At 58.6% G+C, this 17,966-nt stretch carries 17 protein-coding genes; 10 read left to right on the top strand and 7 right to left on the bottom strand.

Annotated features, from left to right (window positions below):
* Positions 1-6: 6 nt before the first annotated feature.
* Positions 7-930 carry a LysR family transcriptional regulator gene (locus AC07UK_RS18400; protein ID WP_494686074.1) on the bottom strand — a complete coding sequence of 308 codons (924 nt, stop codon included), beginning with the start codon at positions 928-930 and terminating at the stop codon, positions 7-9.
* A 175-nt stretch (positions 931-1,105) separates the two neighbouring features.
* Between AC07UK_RS18400 and catA the strand changes: the two genes are divergently transcribed.
* The 7 genes from catA (at position 1,106) to AC07UK_RS18365 (ending at position 8,031) form a co-directional block, all read left to right on the top strand.
* A complete protein-coding gene (catA, locus tag AC07UK_RS18395; RefSeq protein WP_494686073.1) occupies positions 1,106-2,041 on the top strand; it encodes a catechol 1,2-dioxygenase in 936 nt (311 codons plus the stop codon).
* A 99-nt stretch (positions 2,042-2,140) separates the two neighbouring features.
* Positions 2,141-3,496 (top strand): SRPBCC family protein, encoded by a 1,356-nt coding sequence (locus AC07UK_RS18390; RefSeq protein WP_494686072.1) that lies wholly within the window; start codon positions 2,141-2,143, stop codon positions 3,494-3,496.
* Complete coding sequence (gene benB / locus AC07UK_RS18385) at positions 3,493-3,981, top strand: benzoate 1,2-dioxygenase small subunit (RefSeq protein WP_494686071.1); 489 nt, start codon at positions 3,493-3,495, stop codon at positions 3,979-3,981. The genes AC07UK_RS18390 and benB overlap by 4 nt, the downstream gene beginning before the upstream one ends.
* 38 nt (positions 3,982-4,019) lie before the next feature.
* Positions 4,020-5,042: a benzoate 1,2-dioxygenase electron transfer component BenC gene (benC, locus tag AC07UK_RS18380; RefSeq protein WP_494686070.1), complete on the top strand. Its 1,023-nt coding sequence runs from the start codon at positions 4,020-4,022 to the stop codon at positions 5,040-5,042.
* Positions 5,039-5,815 carry a benzoate diol dehydrogenase BenD gene (gene benD / locus AC07UK_RS18375; protein WP_494686069.1) on the top strand — a complete coding sequence of 259 codons (777 nt, stop codon included), beginning with the start codon at positions 5,039-5,041 and terminating at the stop codon, positions 5,813-5,815. The genes benC and benD overlap by 4 nt, the downstream gene beginning before the upstream one ends.
* A 36-nt stretch (positions 5,816-5,851) precedes the next feature.
* A complete protein-coding gene (locus AC07UK_RS18370) occupies positions 5,852-6,250 on the top strand; it encodes a RidA family protein (RefSeq protein ID WP_494686068.1) in 399 nt (132 codons plus the stop codon).
* Between the two features lie 395 nt (positions 6,251-6,645).
* Positions 6,646-8,031: an MFS transporter gene (locus AC07UK_RS18365; protein ID WP_494686067.1), complete on the top strand. Its 1,386-nt coding sequence runs from the start codon at positions 6,646-6,648 to the stop codon at positions 8,029-8,031.
* 556 nt (positions 8,032-8,587) lie between these two features.
* On the opposite strand, the gene AC07UK_RS18360 is transcribed toward AC07UK_RS18365, so the two are convergent.
* Genes AC07UK_RS18360 through AC07UK_RS18350 form a run of 3 tightly spaced genes read right to left on the bottom strand, consistent with a single transcriptional unit; the run spans position 8,588 to position 11,509 of the window.
* Positions 8,588-9,103, bottom strand: a complete 516-nt coding sequence (locus tag AC07UK_RS18360; RefSeq protein WP_494686066.1) for a prolyl-tRNA synthetase associated domain-containing protein — start codon at positions 9,101-9,103, stop codon at positions 8,588-8,590.
* A gap of 29 nt (positions 9,104-9,132) precedes the next feature.
* Complete coding sequence (locus tag AC07UK_RS18355) at positions 9,133-10,536, bottom strand: aspartate ammonia-lyase (RefSeq protein WP_494686065.1); 1,404 nt, start codon at positions 10,534-10,536, stop codon at positions 9,133-9,135.
* Complete coding sequence (locus tag AC07UK_RS18350; RefSeq protein WP_494686064.1) at positions 10,529-11,509, bottom strand: LysR family transcriptional regulator; 981 nt, start codon at positions 11,507-11,509, stop codon at positions 10,529-10,531. The genes AC07UK_RS18355 and AC07UK_RS18350 overlap by 8 nt, the downstream gene beginning before the upstream one ends.
* Before the next feature lie 458 nt (positions 11,510-11,967).
* Here AC07UK_RS18350 and AC07UK_RS18345 point away from each other — a divergent pair, with 458 nt between their 5' ends.
* Entirely contained in the window at positions 11,968-13,056 is a 1,089-nt protein-coding gene (locus AC07UK_RS18345; protein ID WP_494686063.1) for a type II asparaginase, read from the top strand.
* 212 nt (positions 13,057-13,268) lie between these two features.
* Here AC07UK_RS18345 and AC07UK_RS18340 read toward each other — a convergent pair whose 3' ends face one another.
* Complete coding sequence (locus AC07UK_RS18340) at positions 13,269-13,463, bottom strand: zinc ribbon domain-containing protein (RefSeq protein ID WP_494686062.1); 195 nt, start codon at positions 13,461-13,463, stop codon at positions 13,269-13,271.
* A gap of 78 nt (positions 13,464-13,541) precedes the next feature.
* Positions 13,542-14,453 (bottom strand): transcriptional regulator GcvA, encoded by a 912-nt coding sequence (gene gcvA / locus AC07UK_RS18335; protein ID WP_494686061.1) that lies wholly within the window; start codon positions 14,451-14,453, stop codon positions 13,542-13,544.
* A gap of 321 nt (positions 14,454-14,774) precedes the next feature.
* Between gcvA and AC07UK_RS18330 the strand changes: the two genes are divergently transcribed.
* Both AC07UK_RS18330 and AC07UK_RS18325 read left to right on the top strand, forming a co-directional pair.
* A complete protein-coding gene (locus AC07UK_RS18330) occupies positions 14,775-15,548 on the top strand; it encodes an SDR family NAD(P)-dependent oxidoreductase (RefSeq protein WP_494686060.1) in 774 nt (257 codons plus the stop codon).
* Between the two features lie 264 nt (positions 15,549-15,812).
* Positions 15,813-17,129, top strand: coding sequence for an MFS transporter (locus AC07UK_RS18325; protein ID WP_494686059.1), 1,317 nt, complete (start codon positions 15,813-15,815; stop codon positions 17,127-17,129).
* 533 nt (positions 17,130-17,662) lie between these two features.
* On the opposite strand, the gene AC07UK_RS18320 is transcribed toward AC07UK_RS18325, so the two are convergent.
* On the bottom strand, positions 17,663-17,966 hold a 304-nt coding region (locus AC07UK_RS18320; RefSeq protein ID WP_494686058.1), incomplete at its 5' end, for a hypothetical protein.

Below are 17,966 nucleotides of genomic sequence, written 5' to 3'. Positions count from 1 at the left end.
GTCGTCTTACGGCCCCTTGTCCGTGCGAGGTACATGGGGAATCCCCTCTTCCTCGTACAGCCGATAGATCATTTCCAGCATCTCCTTGATGTCACGCGACTCATCCATCGCACGCATACTCATGATAATTGGTGACGTGAGTGTTGGATCATCCAGCTCCATGTAGCTCACGTCGTCGCGCTTCAGCCCATAGACGCTGCTCGGAACGACTGAAACCCCTTCTCCCGCCGCGACAAGCCCCAATGCAATCTGCAACTCGCGCACGTCATAGATGCGCCGAGGCGTGAGCGCTCGCTCCTGGAACGCCGACAGAACCTGGTCCGCGTAGCTTGGCCTCGGTGCCTTGGGGAACACAATGAGTGTTTCGTAAATGAGGTCTCGGAGCGCGAGCACCGACTTCGACATTGAGAGCGGATGACCGACGGGAAGTGCAACGATCATCTTCTCCTCGCGGAGAGTCACCCGGTGGATGTTCGCATCCTCGTGTCGAATCCGACCGAACCCCACGTCGATGCGTCCGTCCTTCAACGCGCGAATCTGGTCCATCGTCGACATCTCGTGGAGACTGAGCTCGACCGATTTGTTTTCGTCTCGGAATCGTCGAATGATCTTTGGTAGCATGCCGTAGAGCGTCGACCCCACAAAGCCGACGGACAGACTGCGCTCGATGTTGCCAACGCGCCTTGTCATCGATTCCAACTCGTTCGTCTGCGCAATGAGATGCACCGCGTGCGAGTAAAAAAATTTGCCCGTCTCGGTGAGCTTAAGCGGACGAGAGCTTCGTTCGAATAGCTGCACCCCCAGCGTTTCTTCTAGCTGCTGTATTTGGCGGCTTAACGGCGGCTGCGCGATATGTAGCCGCTTTGCTGCGCGCGTGAAGTTTCGCTCTTCGGCAACCGCTACAAAGTAGCGGAGATGTCGCAACTCCATACAATACCCCCGAGATATGGTCCGATACTAAAACGGTGTTGGACTGACCTGTTTGCCATCCACTATTCTGCGTCCAAGCTCTGTTTCAAGGCGTGATTATACCTTCTGAGTAAATTCAGAGCCGCCTGAGACTAGGGTTTACCCCCACCAAAACACAGAAAGTTTAGGAGAAGACATGAGTGTCAAAGTGTTCGACTCGAAGGAAGTGCAGGATCTGCTGAACGCCGCTGCTAATCTGGGAAGCCAGGATGGCAACGCTCGTACCAAGCAGATTACTCATCGTCTACTGAGCGACCTCTTCAAGGCTATCGACGACTTGGACATGACGCCCGATGAGATTTGGACCGGTGTGAATTACTTCAACAAGCTCGGACAAGATGGTGAAGCGGCCCTTTTGGCCGCTGGCCTTGGTCTCGAGAAGTATCTCGACATTCGCATGGATGCAGAGGACCGTGAAGCTGACATCCACGGTGGCACGCCGCGCACTATCGAAGGCCCGCTGTATGTTGCTGGCGCCCCGGTGCGTGATGGCGTCTCTAAGATTGATCTCAATGCCGACGAAGACGCGGGTCCGCTCATCCTCCACGGCACGGTGACCGGACCGGACGGCAAGCCCGTGGCCGATGCGGTCGTCGAATGCTGGCACGCCAACTCTAAGGGCTTTTACTCGCACTTTGACCCGACCGGCGCGCAAGACGATTTCAACCTTCGCGGCGCGGTGAAGACCGGGGCTGACGGCAAGTATGAGTTCCGCACGCTGATGCCCGTTGGCTACGGCTGCCCCCCGCAAGGCGCCACGCAACAACTGCTTAACGTGATTGCCCGCCACGGCAACCGACCGGCGCACGTGCACTTCTTCGTAACGAGTGACAAGACTCGCAAGCTCACTACGCAGATCAATATCGAAGGCGACCCGCTGATCTGGGACGACTTCGCTTATGCGACTCGCGAAGAGCTCGTGCCGCACGTTGTCGAGAAGACGGGCGGCGCTGCGCTCGGCCTCAAGGGCGACGCGTACAAGGAAATCGAATTCAACATCGAGTTGACGCCGCTGGTGCAAGGCAAGGACAACCAGCTTGTGAATCGCCCTCGCGCTTCCGCCACGGCATAACCGCTCACGCGGCGGCCTCTTTCGCAGGCCGCCAACTTCTTCGCACGACTTATCTGAACCGATGCGCTTGGCCACCAAGCCGGCATAGGGAGACGACTCATGTCCGCAACTATCGATAAAGCACGACAACTGGACGATTTGCTGAGCAATGCCGTTCAGGACGACAAGGAAAATGGCGTCTTCCGTTGCCGCCGTGACATTTTCACGAACGCCGATTTGTACGAACTCGAGATGAAGCACATCTTCGAGAGCAATTGGGTCTATCTCGCGCACGAAAGCCAGGTACCAAACAATAACGATTACTACACGACGTGGATTGGTCGTCAGCCGATTGTCATCACGCGTGACAAGGCCGGTGAGTTGCACGCGGTCATCAACGCGTGCGCACACAAGGGCGCCATGCTGTGCCGTCGCAAGCACGGCAACAAGGGCAGCTTCACTTGCCCGTTCCACGGCTGGACGTTCTCGAACTCCGGCAAGCTTCTGAAGGTAAAGGACGAGAAGACCACCGAGTATCCGGTGCAGTTCAACAAACAGGGTTCGCACGACCTGAAGAAAGTCGCGCGCTTCCAGAACTATCGCGGTTTCCTGTTTGGCAGCCTAAGCGAAGACGTGATGCCGCTCGAGGACTATCTCGGCGAGACGAAGGTCATCATTGACCAAATCGTCTCGCAAGCGCCGGAAGGTATCGAAGTGTTGCGAGGAAACTCTTCGTACGTCTACGACGGCAACTGGAAGATGCAGATGGAAAACGGTTGTGACGGCTATCACGTCAGCACCGTGCACTGGAACTATGCTGCAACGATGGGCCGCCGCAATGTCGAAGGCACCAAGGCCGTCGATGCAAACGGGTGGAGCAAGTCGGTTGCGGGCGTGTATGGCTTCGAGCATGGCCATATCCTGCTTTGGACCAACACGATGAATCCTGAAGTGCGTCCAGTCTATCAACATCGCGACGAAATCGCTGCTCGTGTTGGCGAAGACAAGGCGAAGTACATCGTAAATCAGACACGCAACCTGTGTCTGTATCCGAACGTGTTCCTGATGGATCAGTTCAGTACCCAGATTCGCGTGGTCCGTCCGATCAGTGTCGACAAGACGGAAGTCAGCATCTTCTGCTTCGCACCGAAGGGCGAAAGCGCAGAAAGCCGCGCGCTCCGCATTCGGCAATACGAAGACTTTTTCAATGTCTCTGGCATGGGCACCAGCGACGACCTCGAAGAGTTCCGTGCGTGCCAGGCGGGTTACGCCAGCACGACGTCCATGTGGAACGACATGTCGCGCGGCGCACCGTTGTGGATCCATGGGCCTGACGCGAACGCGAAGGGCATGGGCTTGAACCCGCTTATCTCGGGCGAGCGCAGCGAAGATGAGGGTCTCTTTGTGGTTCACCACGAATATTGGATGCAGGTGATGCGCGAAGCCCTGCGGAAAGAACAGGCGGAGGCCGTATGAGCATCGACTATCAAAAGATCTGTAGCGCGCTCTATCAAGAGGCACGCTTTCTGGATGACCGTCAGTGGGACGAGTGGCTGGCCTGCTACGCGGAAAACGTCATCTACTGGATGCCGGCGTGGGACGACGATGACAAGCTCACCGAAGACCCGCAAAGCGAGATCTCGCTGATGTACTACCCGGACCGCGGCGGCCTGGAAGACCGCGTGTTCCGCATCAGGACCGAGCGCAGCAGCGCGTCGATGCCGGAACCGCGCACCAGCCACAACGTTACCAATGTCGAAGTGCTGGCGGAGCGGGATAACGAAGTCGACGTTCGATACAACTTCAACACGTTGAGCCATCGTTACAAGGTCACGGACCAGTATTTCGGCACCGTCTACGTCACCTTCCGCAAAGTTGACGGTCGGTTGTTGATTTCGAGCAAGAAGATTGTGCTCAAGAACGACTATATCCGCCAGGTGCTGGACGTGTACCACGTCTGATGCCACTGGTTGGAACATGAAAGGACGCAGGAGGTAACATGTCCAGCTACAACATCGCACTGAACTTTGAAGACGGCGTGACCCGCTTTGTCGAATGTAAGGCCGGCGAAAAGGTTCTCGATGCCGCTTTCCGCGCCAAGATTAACCTGCCGATGGATTGCTCCGACGGCGTGTGTGGCACCTGCAAGTGCCGCGCCGAGAGTGGCAGTTACGACTTGGGCGACGACTACATTGAGGACGCGCTGAGCGACGACGAGAAGGCCGGCGGTCTCGTGCTCACATGCCAGATGGTTCCGCAGAGTGACTGCGTCATCGCAGTGCCGGCATCGTCGACGGTTTGCAAGACCGAGCAAAGCAAATTCACTGCGACGGTCACGAAAGTCGAACAGCACAATGATGCGGCCGTGGTCCTCGAGTTGAACGTGGACAGCATCCCGCCGGTCTTCCTCGCTGGCCAGTATGTGAACATCGACGTCCCCGGCAGCGGCAAGCATCGCTCGTACTCGTTTTCTTCCATACCGGGCGCATCGAAGATCAGCTTCCTGATCAAGAAAATCCCCGGTGGCGTGATGAGCACCTGGCTCGAATCGGCGCAGCCAGGCCACAAGGTGCAACTGACCGGTCCCCTCGGCAGCTTTTACCTTCGGGCAGTGGAGCGTCCCTTGTTGTTTCTGGCCGGCGGCACGGGCCTGGCGCCCTTCCTGTCGATGCTGGAAGTCCTGGTTCGCGCGAACTCGGAGCAGAAGGTGCATCTCATCTACGGCGTGACACGAGACCTCGACCTTGTCCAGGTTGAGGCTATCGAGGCGTACGTCGCGAAGTTGCCGAACTTTACGTTCAGCACCGTGGTCGCAGAAGCGGAATCGAGCCATCCCCGCAAGGGCTGGGTGACCCAGCATATGCCGGCTGAGCGTCTGAACGATGGTGATGTTGACGTGTACCTGTGCGGACCGCCGCCGATGGTCGACGCGGTGCGCAAGCATTTCGACGACAACGGCGTGAAGCCCAACAGCTTCCATTATGAGAAGTTCACGCCCAACGCAGCCCCGGTGACCGCATGAGTGCCAAGCGATTCGAAGGCAAGGTGATGGTGGTCACCGGTGCCGCCCAAGGTATCGGACGCGGCGTCGCGCTACGCGCAGCGGCTGAAGGTGCGAAGGTTCTGTTTGTCGACCGCGCCGACTTCATCTCCGAAGTCGCAGCGGAAGCAGTTGGGGCCGACACTGCGGGCTTCATTGCCGACCTCGAGACCTATGAAGGCGCAGCCTCCACGATGGCCTTCGCTGTGGAAAAGTTTGGTCGAATTGACATTCTGGTCAACGGCGTGGGCGGAGCCATTCGCATGCGGCCCTATGCCGAATTCGAACCGGCTCAGATTGACGCGGAGATTCGCCGTTCGCTCATGCCCACCCTGTACGCCTGCCACGCGGTCCTTCCGCACATGCTCGCGCAAGGTCGCGGAACGATCGTGAACGTTTCCTCGAATGCAACGCGCGGTATCCGCCGTGTGCCGTACTCGGCTGCGAAGGGTGGCGTCAACGCGATGACGCAGTCGCTGGCGATGGAGTATGGCGAGCACAACATCCGCGTGGTCGCTGCAGCGCCCGGCGGAACCGAGGCGCCTCCCCGGCGCGTGCCGCGCAACGCGGCTGGAGATAGCGAGCAAGAGAATGCCTGGATGAGGGAGGCGGTGACGCAGGTTACCGAGTCGACGTTCTTCAAGCGGTACGGAACTCTCGACGAACAGATCGCACCGATTCTCTTCCTCGCCTCTGACGAAGCTGGCTACATCACCGGCGCCGTGCTGCCGGTTGCAGGCGGCGACAACGGCTAAAACTGGTCGACAAAGCGACGAATAGGAGATGCCACAGTGAACGAACGTAAAGCCATTGTTCCTGCCGGGATGGAAGCGGTCTACAAAGAGATTCGGTACGCGCCTGCTGTGAAGGTCGGGAGCACTGTTTACGTCTCGGGCCAGATTGGTCGTGACGCTAACATGAACTTGGTGGCAGGCCGAGAAGCGCAGATTGTGCAAGCCTTCGAGAACCTGAAGACAGTGCTCGAGGCTGCGGGCGCAACGCTTCGCGACGTGGTCGACGTCACCACGTTCCACACCGACATGCGTGACCTTCCCTTGTTCATAGAGATACGTGACCGATACCTCAACACGCACCCGCTGCCAGCGTGGACAGCAATCGGGGCACACATGCTTGGTGGGGCGGCGGGCTATATCGTCGAAATCAAGGCTGTCGCCGTCTTGTCTGAGTAAAAAGCTGTTTCAAAAGAGTTGCTGGGTACTTGGAGATCGTGAGCAGGAGAAGACCTGGATGAGCCAGGCGGTGACGCCGGTTACTGAGTCGACCTTCCGTGGAGCCATTGTCCCTACCGGGATGGAGGCGGTTTGCGACAGCTTCGGTACGCGCCTGCTGTGAAGGTCGGGATCCCATGTATGTTTCTGGCCAGGTTGGTCGTGTCGCTAAGCCGAACTGAAGGCCTTCGTAAAGCGCCCCTCCTTGCAAGTATCCATCACATTCCTATCCGCCCTGCCCGAGACCGCGTCCCCCAAGACCCAACGCTTCAGAGAGCTTGAGGCCATGCCGGCGTGAACCGCAGATGCCGCGGAGAACGCCGCGATCATTCCAAAAACAACGGAGAAGACAAATCATGCGTCACATTGATGTTCACAAGCTCGCCGACGACGCGCGCTTCAACAGATTCCATGCTGGCCTGCTGTTCTGGTGCGCGCTCATCATCATCTTTGATGGCTACGACCTTGCCGTGGTGGGCATCGCCCTTCCTTCCATCATGAAAGACATGGACGTCGACGCGACCCGCGCCGGTTTTATGGTCAGCTCCGCGCTGTTCGGCATGATGTTCGGCGCAGTCATCATGGGAACCATTGCCGATCGCATTGGCCGCCCCAAAGCCATCGCTGTCTGTATTGCGCTCTTCAGCGTCTTTACTGCTGCGGCGGGAATGGCACACGATCCGGTCACGTTCAGCATTACACGCTTCCTTGCCGGACTGGGAATCGGCGGTGTGATGCCCAATGTCGTCGCTCAGATGACCGAGTTCTCCCCGCGCAAGATTCGCGGAACGATGGTCACGCTGATGTTCAGTGGGTATTCCGTAGGCGGGATGCTTGCGGCAATAATGGGCAAATCACTGATCGAGACGTACGGTTGGCAATCGGTATTCCTGGCGGCCAGCGTTCCCGTACTTATCATCCCTGCTGTGTTGAAGCTGATGCCTGAGTCACTGCCCTTCCTGATCCGGCGCAATCGCCTGGACAGTCTTAAGGCCGTACTGGGCCAGGTGGACCGCACCTACAGCCCGCAGTCGACAGACCGGTTTGATTTGCCCCAGGCCGAGAAAGGTACCAGCGCTCCTATCAGCATGCTATTCCGTGATGGCCGTGGATTCAGCACCGTGATGCTGTGGGTGGCTTTCTTCATGTGCCTGTTCATGGTCTACGCGTTGAGTTCCTGGCTCACGAAACTCATGGCTGGCGCAGGCTATAGCCTCGGCTCGGCACTGACTTTCGTCCTGGTCCTGAACTTCGGGGCGATGGCCGGCGCCATCGGCGGCGGTTGGCTGGCGGACAAGTTCAATATCAAATACGTGCTGGTTGGCATGTACGCACTCGCCGCGATATCGATCACGCTGCTCGGCTACAAGATGCCGACTGAGGCCTTGTTCTTCGTGGTCGCGCTGGCCGGAGCCTCCACGATCGGCACGCAAATTGTGACGTACGCCTATGCAGGGCAGTTCTACCCCGCTACCGTCCGAGGCACGGGGATTGGCTGGGCATCCGGGATCGGCAGAAGCGGCGCAATCCTGGCGCCCATTGTCATCGGCGCTCTGGTAAGCATGTCCCTGCCCCTCCAGCAGAATTTCGCCGCAATAGCAGTGCCTGCCGTCATCGCAGTACTGGCTGTGCTCCTGATCGACCATAAGCGGTCGGCATCGGTTATCGATAGCAACTCGGGCCACGGTGCATCGGACTCAGAAGCGACGGTCGTTCTGCGCGGCCAACACCGCGGCTCCTGACGTCGGGCGAGTCGCTACATCAGAGAGGTGCGAAACCCCTCTCTTCGTCGGTTCAGGATTCAAAAATTGGCAGGCTCTCACTGGAAGCGAAGAGCCTGCCACCAAAATTGACCCCGATGACCGCGCCGCGCAAGCCCCGCCTCGTCAGGTCGACGTAAGCGGCGCAACGCGATTCCTTCGTGAGGGCCAAAACCGCATCCTAGACGCGGGATGGCTCCCCCTTCAGTCCGTGCCGTCACTCGAGTCCTGCGCTTGCGCATCAAGGACAATCACGCCCCCTTGCTTGGCTCCCAAACGACGGAGGTGAACTCTGTCCGGAACTATTCCAACGAACTCTCGGTTCGTGAGCGGCACTTCATCGGCGCCTACGAGTTGCAGAAATTCACCGACGGAGCGACCAAGGCCGGGCTCAGCCTGCACAGTCACACGGTAAAGGAGGTAGGCAGGAATATTGCCGTCGACGGAAGCAGTTTGGCAAGGTCGTCGCGTGAGCGGGGAGCCGCGACGAAGCCTAGGGTAGGTGCCACTCAACACCGTCTAAACCAACTATCTCGACTTAGCTAACCTCGTTGGCGCGTCGAGGAACCGCCAGAAACTCTGGGGGATGGTCAATCGCCGCCAGAAAACGTGAAAGTTCTTCGCTGTAGATCGAGACTGTCGCCGTGTTGACCAGGGGGTGAAAGAGAAAGTGGGAAGCCGGCTTCAGCGCAAGATCCACAATCAATCGCACCTTCCTGGCCTCTCGGTCTGCCAGCAAAGCAAACGGGCTCATAGCACCTGGTTCCACCCCCAGAAGACTCATCATCTCCGAGGGAGAGCAGAACGACAAGCGGCCAACTCCCAGACTGCGACCGAGCGCGCCCAGATCCACCCTGGCGTCCGGTGGGGTGACAACCAGAAGGCAATCCAAGCCTTTCCTACTCTGAACAAGCAGGTTCTTGCAGCGGATACCTTCGAGGGATTGCGCAAGGCTCGCGGACTCGGCCATGGTGTAGACCGCCGCGTGCCTTGCTTCCTGATAGGTAATGCCCTGCGTGTCAAGGAATTGCAGCAGAGATTCGCGCGTGCGCATCTTATTCACCCAGGAGCTTGTTTTTGGGATCAGGCATCAACCACCGTCGACTGCCGGGTCAGTTGAATCGCTTCCTCGCGGCTGAGCAGATTGCGCTCTTCGAGCACATCGACCAAGCGCAAGCTCTGTGCCGCGGCCTCACGCACGATCTTGCTGACCTGGGCGTAGCCCAGCTTCGGAATGAGGGCCGTCGCGATGGCGGTCGAATCAATCAGATGCCGTTCATTGGCCGACACATTGGCTCGAATGCCGTCAATGCACTTCTCACGGAACAGCCGAATGCCGTTGCGCAACAGATGGATCGAGTCGTACAGGCGGTCAGCTACGACCGGCTCGAAATGGTTGATCTCAAGCTGGCCAGCCTGGTTAGCCTGCGCCACGCAAACATCGTTGCCCACGACGGCGAAACCGATTTGCACCATGCTCATTGGCACAACGGGGTTGATTTTACCGGGCATGATGGATGAGCCGGCCTGCACGGCTGGCAGCTCAAGCTCGGCGATCCCGCCATTCGGTCCGGACGACAACAGAATCAGGTCCGAAGCGATTTTGCCCAGTGAAGTGGCGCAGGTCCGCAGTTCGGCGGAGACGCGCGTAAAAGTGTCGAGGTTCTGCATCGCATCGAAGGCATTAGCCGCGGGACGAAAGGGCACGCCGGTGATCTCGGCCAAGTGCGCATAAACGCGGGCCTTGTATCCCTTTGGCGCGCCAAAACCAGTGCCGATGGCAGTGCCGCCCAGGGGCAGCGCCGTTAGGTCTCCGCGGACCCTCTCCAGTTCCGCACTCAGCCGTTCGGTCAGCGCGGCGTACCCTTCGAACAATTGGCCCAACATCATCGGCTGCGCGTCCTGCAGGCACGTGCGGCCTAGGTGCAGCACGTCCCGGAACTCGTTAGCCTTGCGCCGCAGGCTGGCCGCGAGTGCGTTCACTTCATCGATCAGCGGTACCAGAAGCGCATGGGCGGCAATCTTCATGGCTGCCGGATAGACGTCGTTGGTGGACTGTGAGCGATTGACATGGTCGTTCGGGTGCACGCGGTCGTACACGCCGGGCTGGCCACCCAGCAACTGCTGTGCACGGTTGGCCACGACCTCGTTGGCATTCATGTTCGAAGAGGTGCCGCCGGAACCCTCTAGGAAATCCACGATCATGAAGGCGTCATGCTGGCCATCCGCCAATTCGCGACAGGCCCCCACAATGGCCTGACACTGCGCGTCGTCGATCACGCCGACGTCGTGGTTTGCCAGCGCGGCGGCCCATTTACAGAACGCAAAGGCGCGCACGAACTCGCGCTCAGAGCCAATCGGGCGCTTGGATACAGTGAGGTTGTCCACCCCGCGAACCGCATTGACACCGTAGAGGGCCTCGCCGGGAATAGAGACGGTTCCGAGATAGTCCGATTCCGATCGTTGAAGGGCTTGCTGTTCAGGCATTTTCGCTCCAGGGATGTATTTGAATGAGACCGGGAAGTAAAGAGTTGATAGCCTTCAATTCACCGGAGATTTGGCTTTCCAGGATGGTGCAGACCGTTTCGAAGGTCTCCTTTCCCAGTGCTCCGTATTCGCCTTTTCGGGCGTGCAGATAGATCCTTCGCTCTGCGTTGAGTTCGGGCACGAAGTCGTGGCGTACGGAAGCCGCCGAACGTGCTCCTTGCAAGAGACATAGCGGGGTTGTGATGGCCCAGCCGATGCCCCCTGCCACCATGGAGGTCAAAGTATCGGCGGTATCCACCTCCAGCCGGCGTGGAAGATTGAGTCCCAATCGGCGCAACGCGCGTTCAACCTGTTCGCCCAAGTGGGACTGCTGGTTGAATCGCACGATAGGCAGTACCCGAGCCAGCTCCGTGATGTCCGCTATGGATTGGCATACCGGTGTACTGCCCTTAGGAGCGATGACGAAGAACCGCTCGGACATCAGCAAGTGGTTGGCCATTCCGTCCAGATCCAGCGACCGCGAGGAGATCACCAGGTCCAGCTCGCGTCGTGCCAGGGCCTCGCCCAGATTGGGTGTCAGTCCCGTGCGCACCGACAGTTGCGCGGTGTTTCGCAGAAGCTGCTGCACCAAGGGCGTCCCGCAGGTTGCCGCAAAGGAATCCACCAAGCCGATTCGGAGACTAGGCTTGATGCCCCGGCTGGCCTCGATAACCGCCCCTCGCAAGTTCAACGCTTCTTCCAGAAGCACTCTGCCCCGGTTGAACAGAGCGACGCCTGCCGGGGTAAGCGTCAGCGGGCGCGCTGAACGATTGAGCAACGGGGCGCCAAAGCTCTCTTCCAGCAGGCGGACGGATTGAGAGACGGCTGATTGTGAAATGCCCAAGCGTTCGGCTGCCTTGGACATGTTGCAATCCTGGGCAGTAGCGACGAAGACGCGGAGCGCTTGCATGTCGATGGGTCGGTTGTCTTGCATGTCTGGTTCCGGTGGAGCTTAGGACTTTTTAGAAACAAAACAAATAGTTACGCCACAACAATAAGCAACTCTAATACATATATGAACGGTTTGCGATAGCTGCAAGGCCGCCATAGGGGCCTCAGCGCAGTTCACCCGCTCGATGTCCGCAAAGTGCAGGCTGGTGCATGTGCGCGTGGAGGCAGGACAAGCGCTGCGGCCAAGGCCCGGCCCGGCCCGGCCCGGCCCGGCGTCAAATTGTGGCGAATAAATCTCAAAGAAGAGATGCTGTGCCCGCCTTATCAGAAGCTCTAATAGTGGGGACCGCGGCCACCTTTTGGCTCTTTCGCCTCATAGACTTCGTGACGCGTACGTGAAGCTCCCCGCCTCCGTCACGCTCGTCGGCATTCTCCCGAGCGACCAGCTCTACCTGCCTTCGCCTCGGGCCAACCACTCCGTCTAGCTTTCCTGGAATCACTATGCGCCCTATCCATCGTTCGCTACTTGCCGCCCTCTGCTTTTCGATCTCCGGCTGCTTGGGGTTACTGCAACCAGTTCACGCGCAGCCCGTGCAATCTGGGCAGTCGCAGCAGCTACCCCATGTGGTTGTACTGGCCACTGGCGGCACGATCGCTGGCACCGGGGCCTCGGACACCCAGACCGCCGCCTACCAATCCGGTGTGCTCACCGGGGCGGCGCTGATTCGTTCCGTTCCTTCGCTGGAGAAGATCGCTCGTGTGTCGGCCGAGCAGGTATCGAACGTCGGCAGCGACAACATTACCAATGAGATTCTTTTGAAGCTTGCCAAGAGGGTCAACGCGCTCCTAGCGCAACCGGACGTTGCAGGCATCGTTATCACTCACGGCACGGACACGCTGGAAGAAACGGCCTACTTTCTCAATTTGGTGGTCAAGAGCGATAAACCTGTGGTCATCACTGGCGCGATGCGTCCGTCGACCGCCATTAGTGCCGACGGCCCAAGCAATATCCTGCAAGCCGTGAAGCTCGCCGCAACTCCCGACGCCCGGGGCAGAGGCGTTATGATCGTCTTGAGCGACCGGATCGGGTCAGCGCGCTTCGCGACGAAAACCAATGCCAACACGCTTGACACCTTCCAAAGTCACGATGCCGGCTATCTCGGCACCCTAGTGGACCAGACCCCTTACTTCGAGACGAGCGTAACCAAGAAGCACACGACAGCTACGCCCTTCGACATTTCGAAACTGGAAACGCTGCCGGAAGTCGCCATCATCATGCACTACCAGAGCGACACGGGATTCATGTACGATGCCGCCACGGCAAAGGGCGCCAAGGGAATCATCGCTGCAGGTGTGGGAGCGGGCAGCACCTCGCAGCGCTCCATTCCGTCAATCAAGAAGGCCATTGAGCAGGGTGTTGTAGTCGTCCGCTCATCAAGGACTGGCAGCGGCTTCGTGCCAGTCGATCCTGCCTATCCGGGGCTGGTCGCAGACAGCCTCAATCCCCAAAAGGCCCGTATCCTTCTTATGCTCACCCTGACTATCACGCGAGATCCTGAGCGTATTCAGGCAATGTTCCGCCAGTTCTGAACTGGCCCATCACGCTTTTAGGAAAGCGGAAGCGCGCAGCCAAGTCCGCTCACCACGGCGAGTACAGTCTCGCAGCTCCGCTTCTGGGCCGGCTGCTGTCCCTCACGCCGTTGACGTCCTCTCCGCCCCAAAAGGACGGAGATTCCTTCCTCAAGCGGGCCACGTCCGGCACGGGCTCGCCTGACGACGGCGCCTTATGCGTTTCGGCTTTTTCAGCCGCAATAGAAAGCTTCTGCGCTATACCTGCCACGCCCCCAGCGCAAGATGTTCTTCGCTGCATTGACGTCGCGCTCGTGTGAGGCTTGGCACACTGAACAGGCCCACCCTCGTATCCCTGAGAGCCTGCTGCCCAGCGGGACCTGTTCGGGATGCGCAACAGGAACAGGTTTGCGTGGAATAGTGCTCATCAACTTCCTCGAACCACATGCCCGCGCTATCCGATTCGCAGCCTTTCGGCTAACTGCTTCCCGCTTCCCTTCCCTTCGCTACGTCGCCGCCTCCATGAGCAACCAATCCCGAAAGGCCACCAGCCTGGGCAGGCTGGAACACTCGGTGCGGTAAACAATGAAATAGGCCAATGGCGAAGCGAACGTTATTTCCGGGAACAACCGAACCAGGCGCCCGGTTGCAAGATCGTCGTGCGCCATGACACTGCGAGCGAGCGCGACACCGTGTCCATCGATCGCTGCCTGCAAGACGGCAGCAGAATTATTGATCTTCATGCCACGCGTGGTGGTGACATCGGTCACGCCCGCTGTCTGCAGCCACGCGTCCCAAGAGGGAAAACCCGCGTGCCCGTCTATCGACAAGTCGTGTATCAGGGTCTCCCGGCCCAGGTCTTTCGGCTTCTGCAGGCGCCGACGCTCGCGCAGCAGTTTGGGCGAGCACACCGGATAGACCTCCTCGTCCATCAGCTTGTCCGCGGTCAATCCTGGCCAGCTTCCCGTGCCGTAGCGCACGCCGATATCGACCCGTTGGGCAACGAAGTCCACCGGCTTGAGGCTGGTGTCCAAGCGCACATCCGTGTCGGGCCAACCGATCTGGAACCTGTCGATACGTGGCAGCAACCACTTGGCGGCAAAGGCCGGGCTGACCGTCACGGTGAGTACACCGCTCACCGATCCCTCCTTAAGCCGTTCAAGGCCCAGAGCCAGCCTATCGAAGCCCGCTCGGATGTCCGGCAATGCACGTTCGGCGGCCTCGGTGGCGACTAGCCGTGCCCGTCCACTGGTCCCACGGTGGAACAGCGGCGTGCCCAACCATTCCTCCAGTGTGCGCACGAGCTGGCCGACCGCAGCGGGGGTGACGAAGAGTTCACCCGCTGCCGCAGAAAAGCTCTGATGGCGGGCGCTGGCCTCGAATGCGCGCAATGCGTTCAAGTGAGCAGGCGATTTCACTTCGATAAAGTTTTTCTTTCAATGTCGAACACTTTATCTCATTTGTCTGCGGAAGGAAATCCGCCAAAAATACTACAAGTTGAGGATCAGATTTAGATGGTGCCACCGACATTGGGGCTTCCGATACCAGCCGGACAGAATAGATTTTCTTCCCATTTTCGCCGGGTTCTATTGTGACCCTTGATGCATTAAGAGAGGCCGAAGCCCGCCGCACGAGCGCAGACATTGGCTGTATCTGCACGATGGAGGCTTGCCCTTCCTCACTGTGACCCGCCCGTTTTTCCTCAACCCGAACCTTCCAATCAATCAGAGAGATTTCACATGAACAATCAATTCAAAGGTAAGAAGCTGCTGGTCGTCGGTGGCACCAGCGGGATGGGCCTGCAGACGGTCCGTATGGTGCTCGCCGAAGGCGGCAGCGCGGTAATCGTGGGCAACCGCGCGGACAAGACCGAAGAAGCACGCAAGGAAATGGCCGCGCTGGGCCAAGTTTGGGCGCTGAAGGCAGACTTGGCCAGCGACGAAGGGCTGGCTAACCTGCTCAAGACCATTGACGAGCAGCATTCGGACATCGATCTGCTCGTCAATGCGGCGGGCATCTTCTTCCCCAAGCCCTTCCTGGAGCATCAGGACGCGGACTACGACCAGTACATGAAGCTGAACAAGGCGTTTTTCTTCATCACTCAGAAGGTCGCCGACAACCTGGTCGCAAAGAACCGCCCGGGCGCGATCGTCAACATTGGTTCGATGTGGGCAAAGCAGGCCATCGCGGCCACGCCGTCGTCAGCGTACTCCATGGCTAAGGCCGGCCTACATTCGCTGACCCAGCACCTGGCCATGGAACTGGCACCGAAGCACATCCGCGTCAATGCGGTGTCGCCGGCGGTTGTGGAAACCCCGATCTACGAGGGCTTCATCCCGAAGGCCGAAGTACACAGCACTCTGCAGGGCTTCAACAGTCTCCACCCGATCGGCCGTGTCGGTACCCCGCAAGATGTCGGCGAAGTCGTCACCTTCCTGCTGTCGGACAAGGCGAGCTGGATCACCGGCGCGATATGGGACGTGGATGGTGGCGTGATGGCTGGTCGGAACTGATGCGCGGCGGGCAAACGCTTCGATACCGAGTTTAACGACTCACCTAGCAAGGAGAAACGCAAATGGTCGGGACGTACGCCGACGGCTCGACGAGTCAGCCTGAAGCCGGCCCGACCCGTACTGCTCCCATAATCCCAAGGCTTGAGTTGGAGTAAGCATAAGTGTTGCTAATACTATGACCTATACTATAGACATCTATTATTCCACCACCTACAGTTAGCTTCATAAACGTCTAAATTCGGTTACCCAATAGGAGACAACGACGTGAGTAAAGCGACTGCTATTAATCTGGTGCCATTTGAAAGCGTTCCCTTCAAGCGCTTTCACCTACATGTTGGATCGTCCGCTTGTGGTGGCCAGTTTGCTGATGGTTTCGAATTGGGCATTATTGGCCTTGCCATAGCACTCGCCGCGATTCCTCTCAAGCTTGACGCAATCTGGATGGGGTTATTGGGCGGTGCCGCTTTGGCAGGCCTGTTTCTCGGTAGCCTTGTGTCGGGCGTTATCGTAGATCGTATCGGGCGTAGGAAGATTTTCGCGTACGACATGTTGTTTGCCGCGGTCATATCCGCATCGCAATTCTTCGTAACTGACGCATGGCAGCTTTTGATCCTGCGCTTCGCATTGGGAATGGTGCTCGGATTTGATTATGTCGTGAGTAAGGCACTGCTCACGGAGCTGTCCCCCGTTCGATTCCGAGGGAGGCTGCTCAGCATTATGGCAATTGCATGGGTGGCCGGCTACGCCTTCTCTTATATCGTGGGATTTTTCCTGCGAGACGTCGGGCCCGACGCATGGCGCTACATGCTTGTTGTTAGCTGCCTGCCAGCCACGATGATTTTCATTTTCCGTTTGGGTATACCCGAGTCTCCGCTTTGGCTAATCAGGAAGGGACGTACTGACGAAGCCGAAAAGATTGTTCGAAGCAAGTTGGGTGATGGCATCCTGCTGCCCCCTGCAGGGCCGGAAGTTCGTAAAGCAGGTGGTGAATGGGCTGAGCTCTTCTCGAAGAAGTGGAGAAAGAACACTGCGATCGGCGGCATTTTTTACGCGTGCCAAGTCATTCCATATTTCGCACTCGGCACGTTCCTGCCGAAGATATTCGAAGCGCTTCACGTCTCTGATAAGTATCTGGGTGGTCTGGCCTACAATATTTTCCTGCTGATCGGCGCTGTGTTGGGGACTATCATTGTTGACCGGATTCTCAGAAGAACCTTCCTGATTGGTACCTTTGTAGTAGGGGCAGGCGTTCTCGCGGTGTTGGCTGCCGGTATCCTTGGATCGAGTGGCGTGATCGTCGCCTTCGCCCTGTTTGCTCTTATTTTGTCCGCTTCGGCGAATTTGGAGTTCATCTATCCGCCAGAACTGTTTCCCACGCATTTGCGCGGAACCGGTGTCGGCTTCGCTGTTGCGGCAAGCCGATTTGGCTCCGCGGCCAGTACATTTCTACTCCCCACTGTCGTACAGAATTTCGGGATTCAGGCGGCGCTCGGTGCATGCGTTGTCGTCATGCTGGTGGGGGCTATCACCTCGTACCTTTGGGCGCCTGAAACGTCGAAAATGAAGCTCGCAGAAGTTTAATCTAATTCCCGCTTGGTGCACTCATTTCCAGGCTGCCGGCAATCTGGTAAAGATTGCCCCCCAGAGGGATGAGCGTCCACTCGACCAGCGTGGTTTCTTGGACTGCCGCGCTGGCGGAACGTCTACAGCGCAGGGGGGCCTGGCCGGCTCCGCGCAGGACGCGAGTGACGGTCGGAGTATGAGACGTGGCTAACATACCGAGTCTAGGACTCGGTTTTAGCCTTCCTACAACAGACCCTTCGCCGCTTACCCCGCCCTGAGGAGACGGGGCTTGCGCGGCGGTTCTAATGGGGCAACAACCACTCCATAGCCAGCTCTGCGCCCTGCTACCGCCATTGCTTGCACGGACAGTATGATCATCCCACCTTGAAGACCGAAATAGCGTTCCGCAACTCGATGGCCTGCTCCTCAAGTGCACGGGCGGCTGCGGGCGTTTCCTCTACGAGGGCCGCGTTCTGCTGGGTCACATGTTGACGTCCTCTCCGCCCTAAAGGACGGAGAGGACGTCGACGTCATGACAACCTCCGTCGGCTTCAGAATTTCTCCCAGTTCGCAGTGTCTGCCGATGTGAAGGCGCGATGGCCGTCAGCGGCAACCAAGGCCTTGGCAGGCCTCGCGGGCTGACCGGCCTGGCGTGACCGGACCGCCGCTGCGCTTTGCTCCGCCTGCGTTGTTGTCTGCCGCATCGATCCGGCTACTGAGAACCGGGCCGGCTTGGCCGGCTCGACGCCAAGCGGAATTCGCGCCTCAGACACATCAGATCTGGCTCTTTTGAAAAATGAGTGGGTTATGCGGCATGCGGGTTGATCGAGGAGAAGTCGAGCTTTCCGGCGATCA

Source organism: Cupriavidus sp. GW821-FHT07C08 (genome assembly GCF_059419025.1).
The sequence above is the reverse complement of the archived record's forward strand: the minus strand, read 5'-3'. Positions and strand labels throughout refer to the sequence as shown.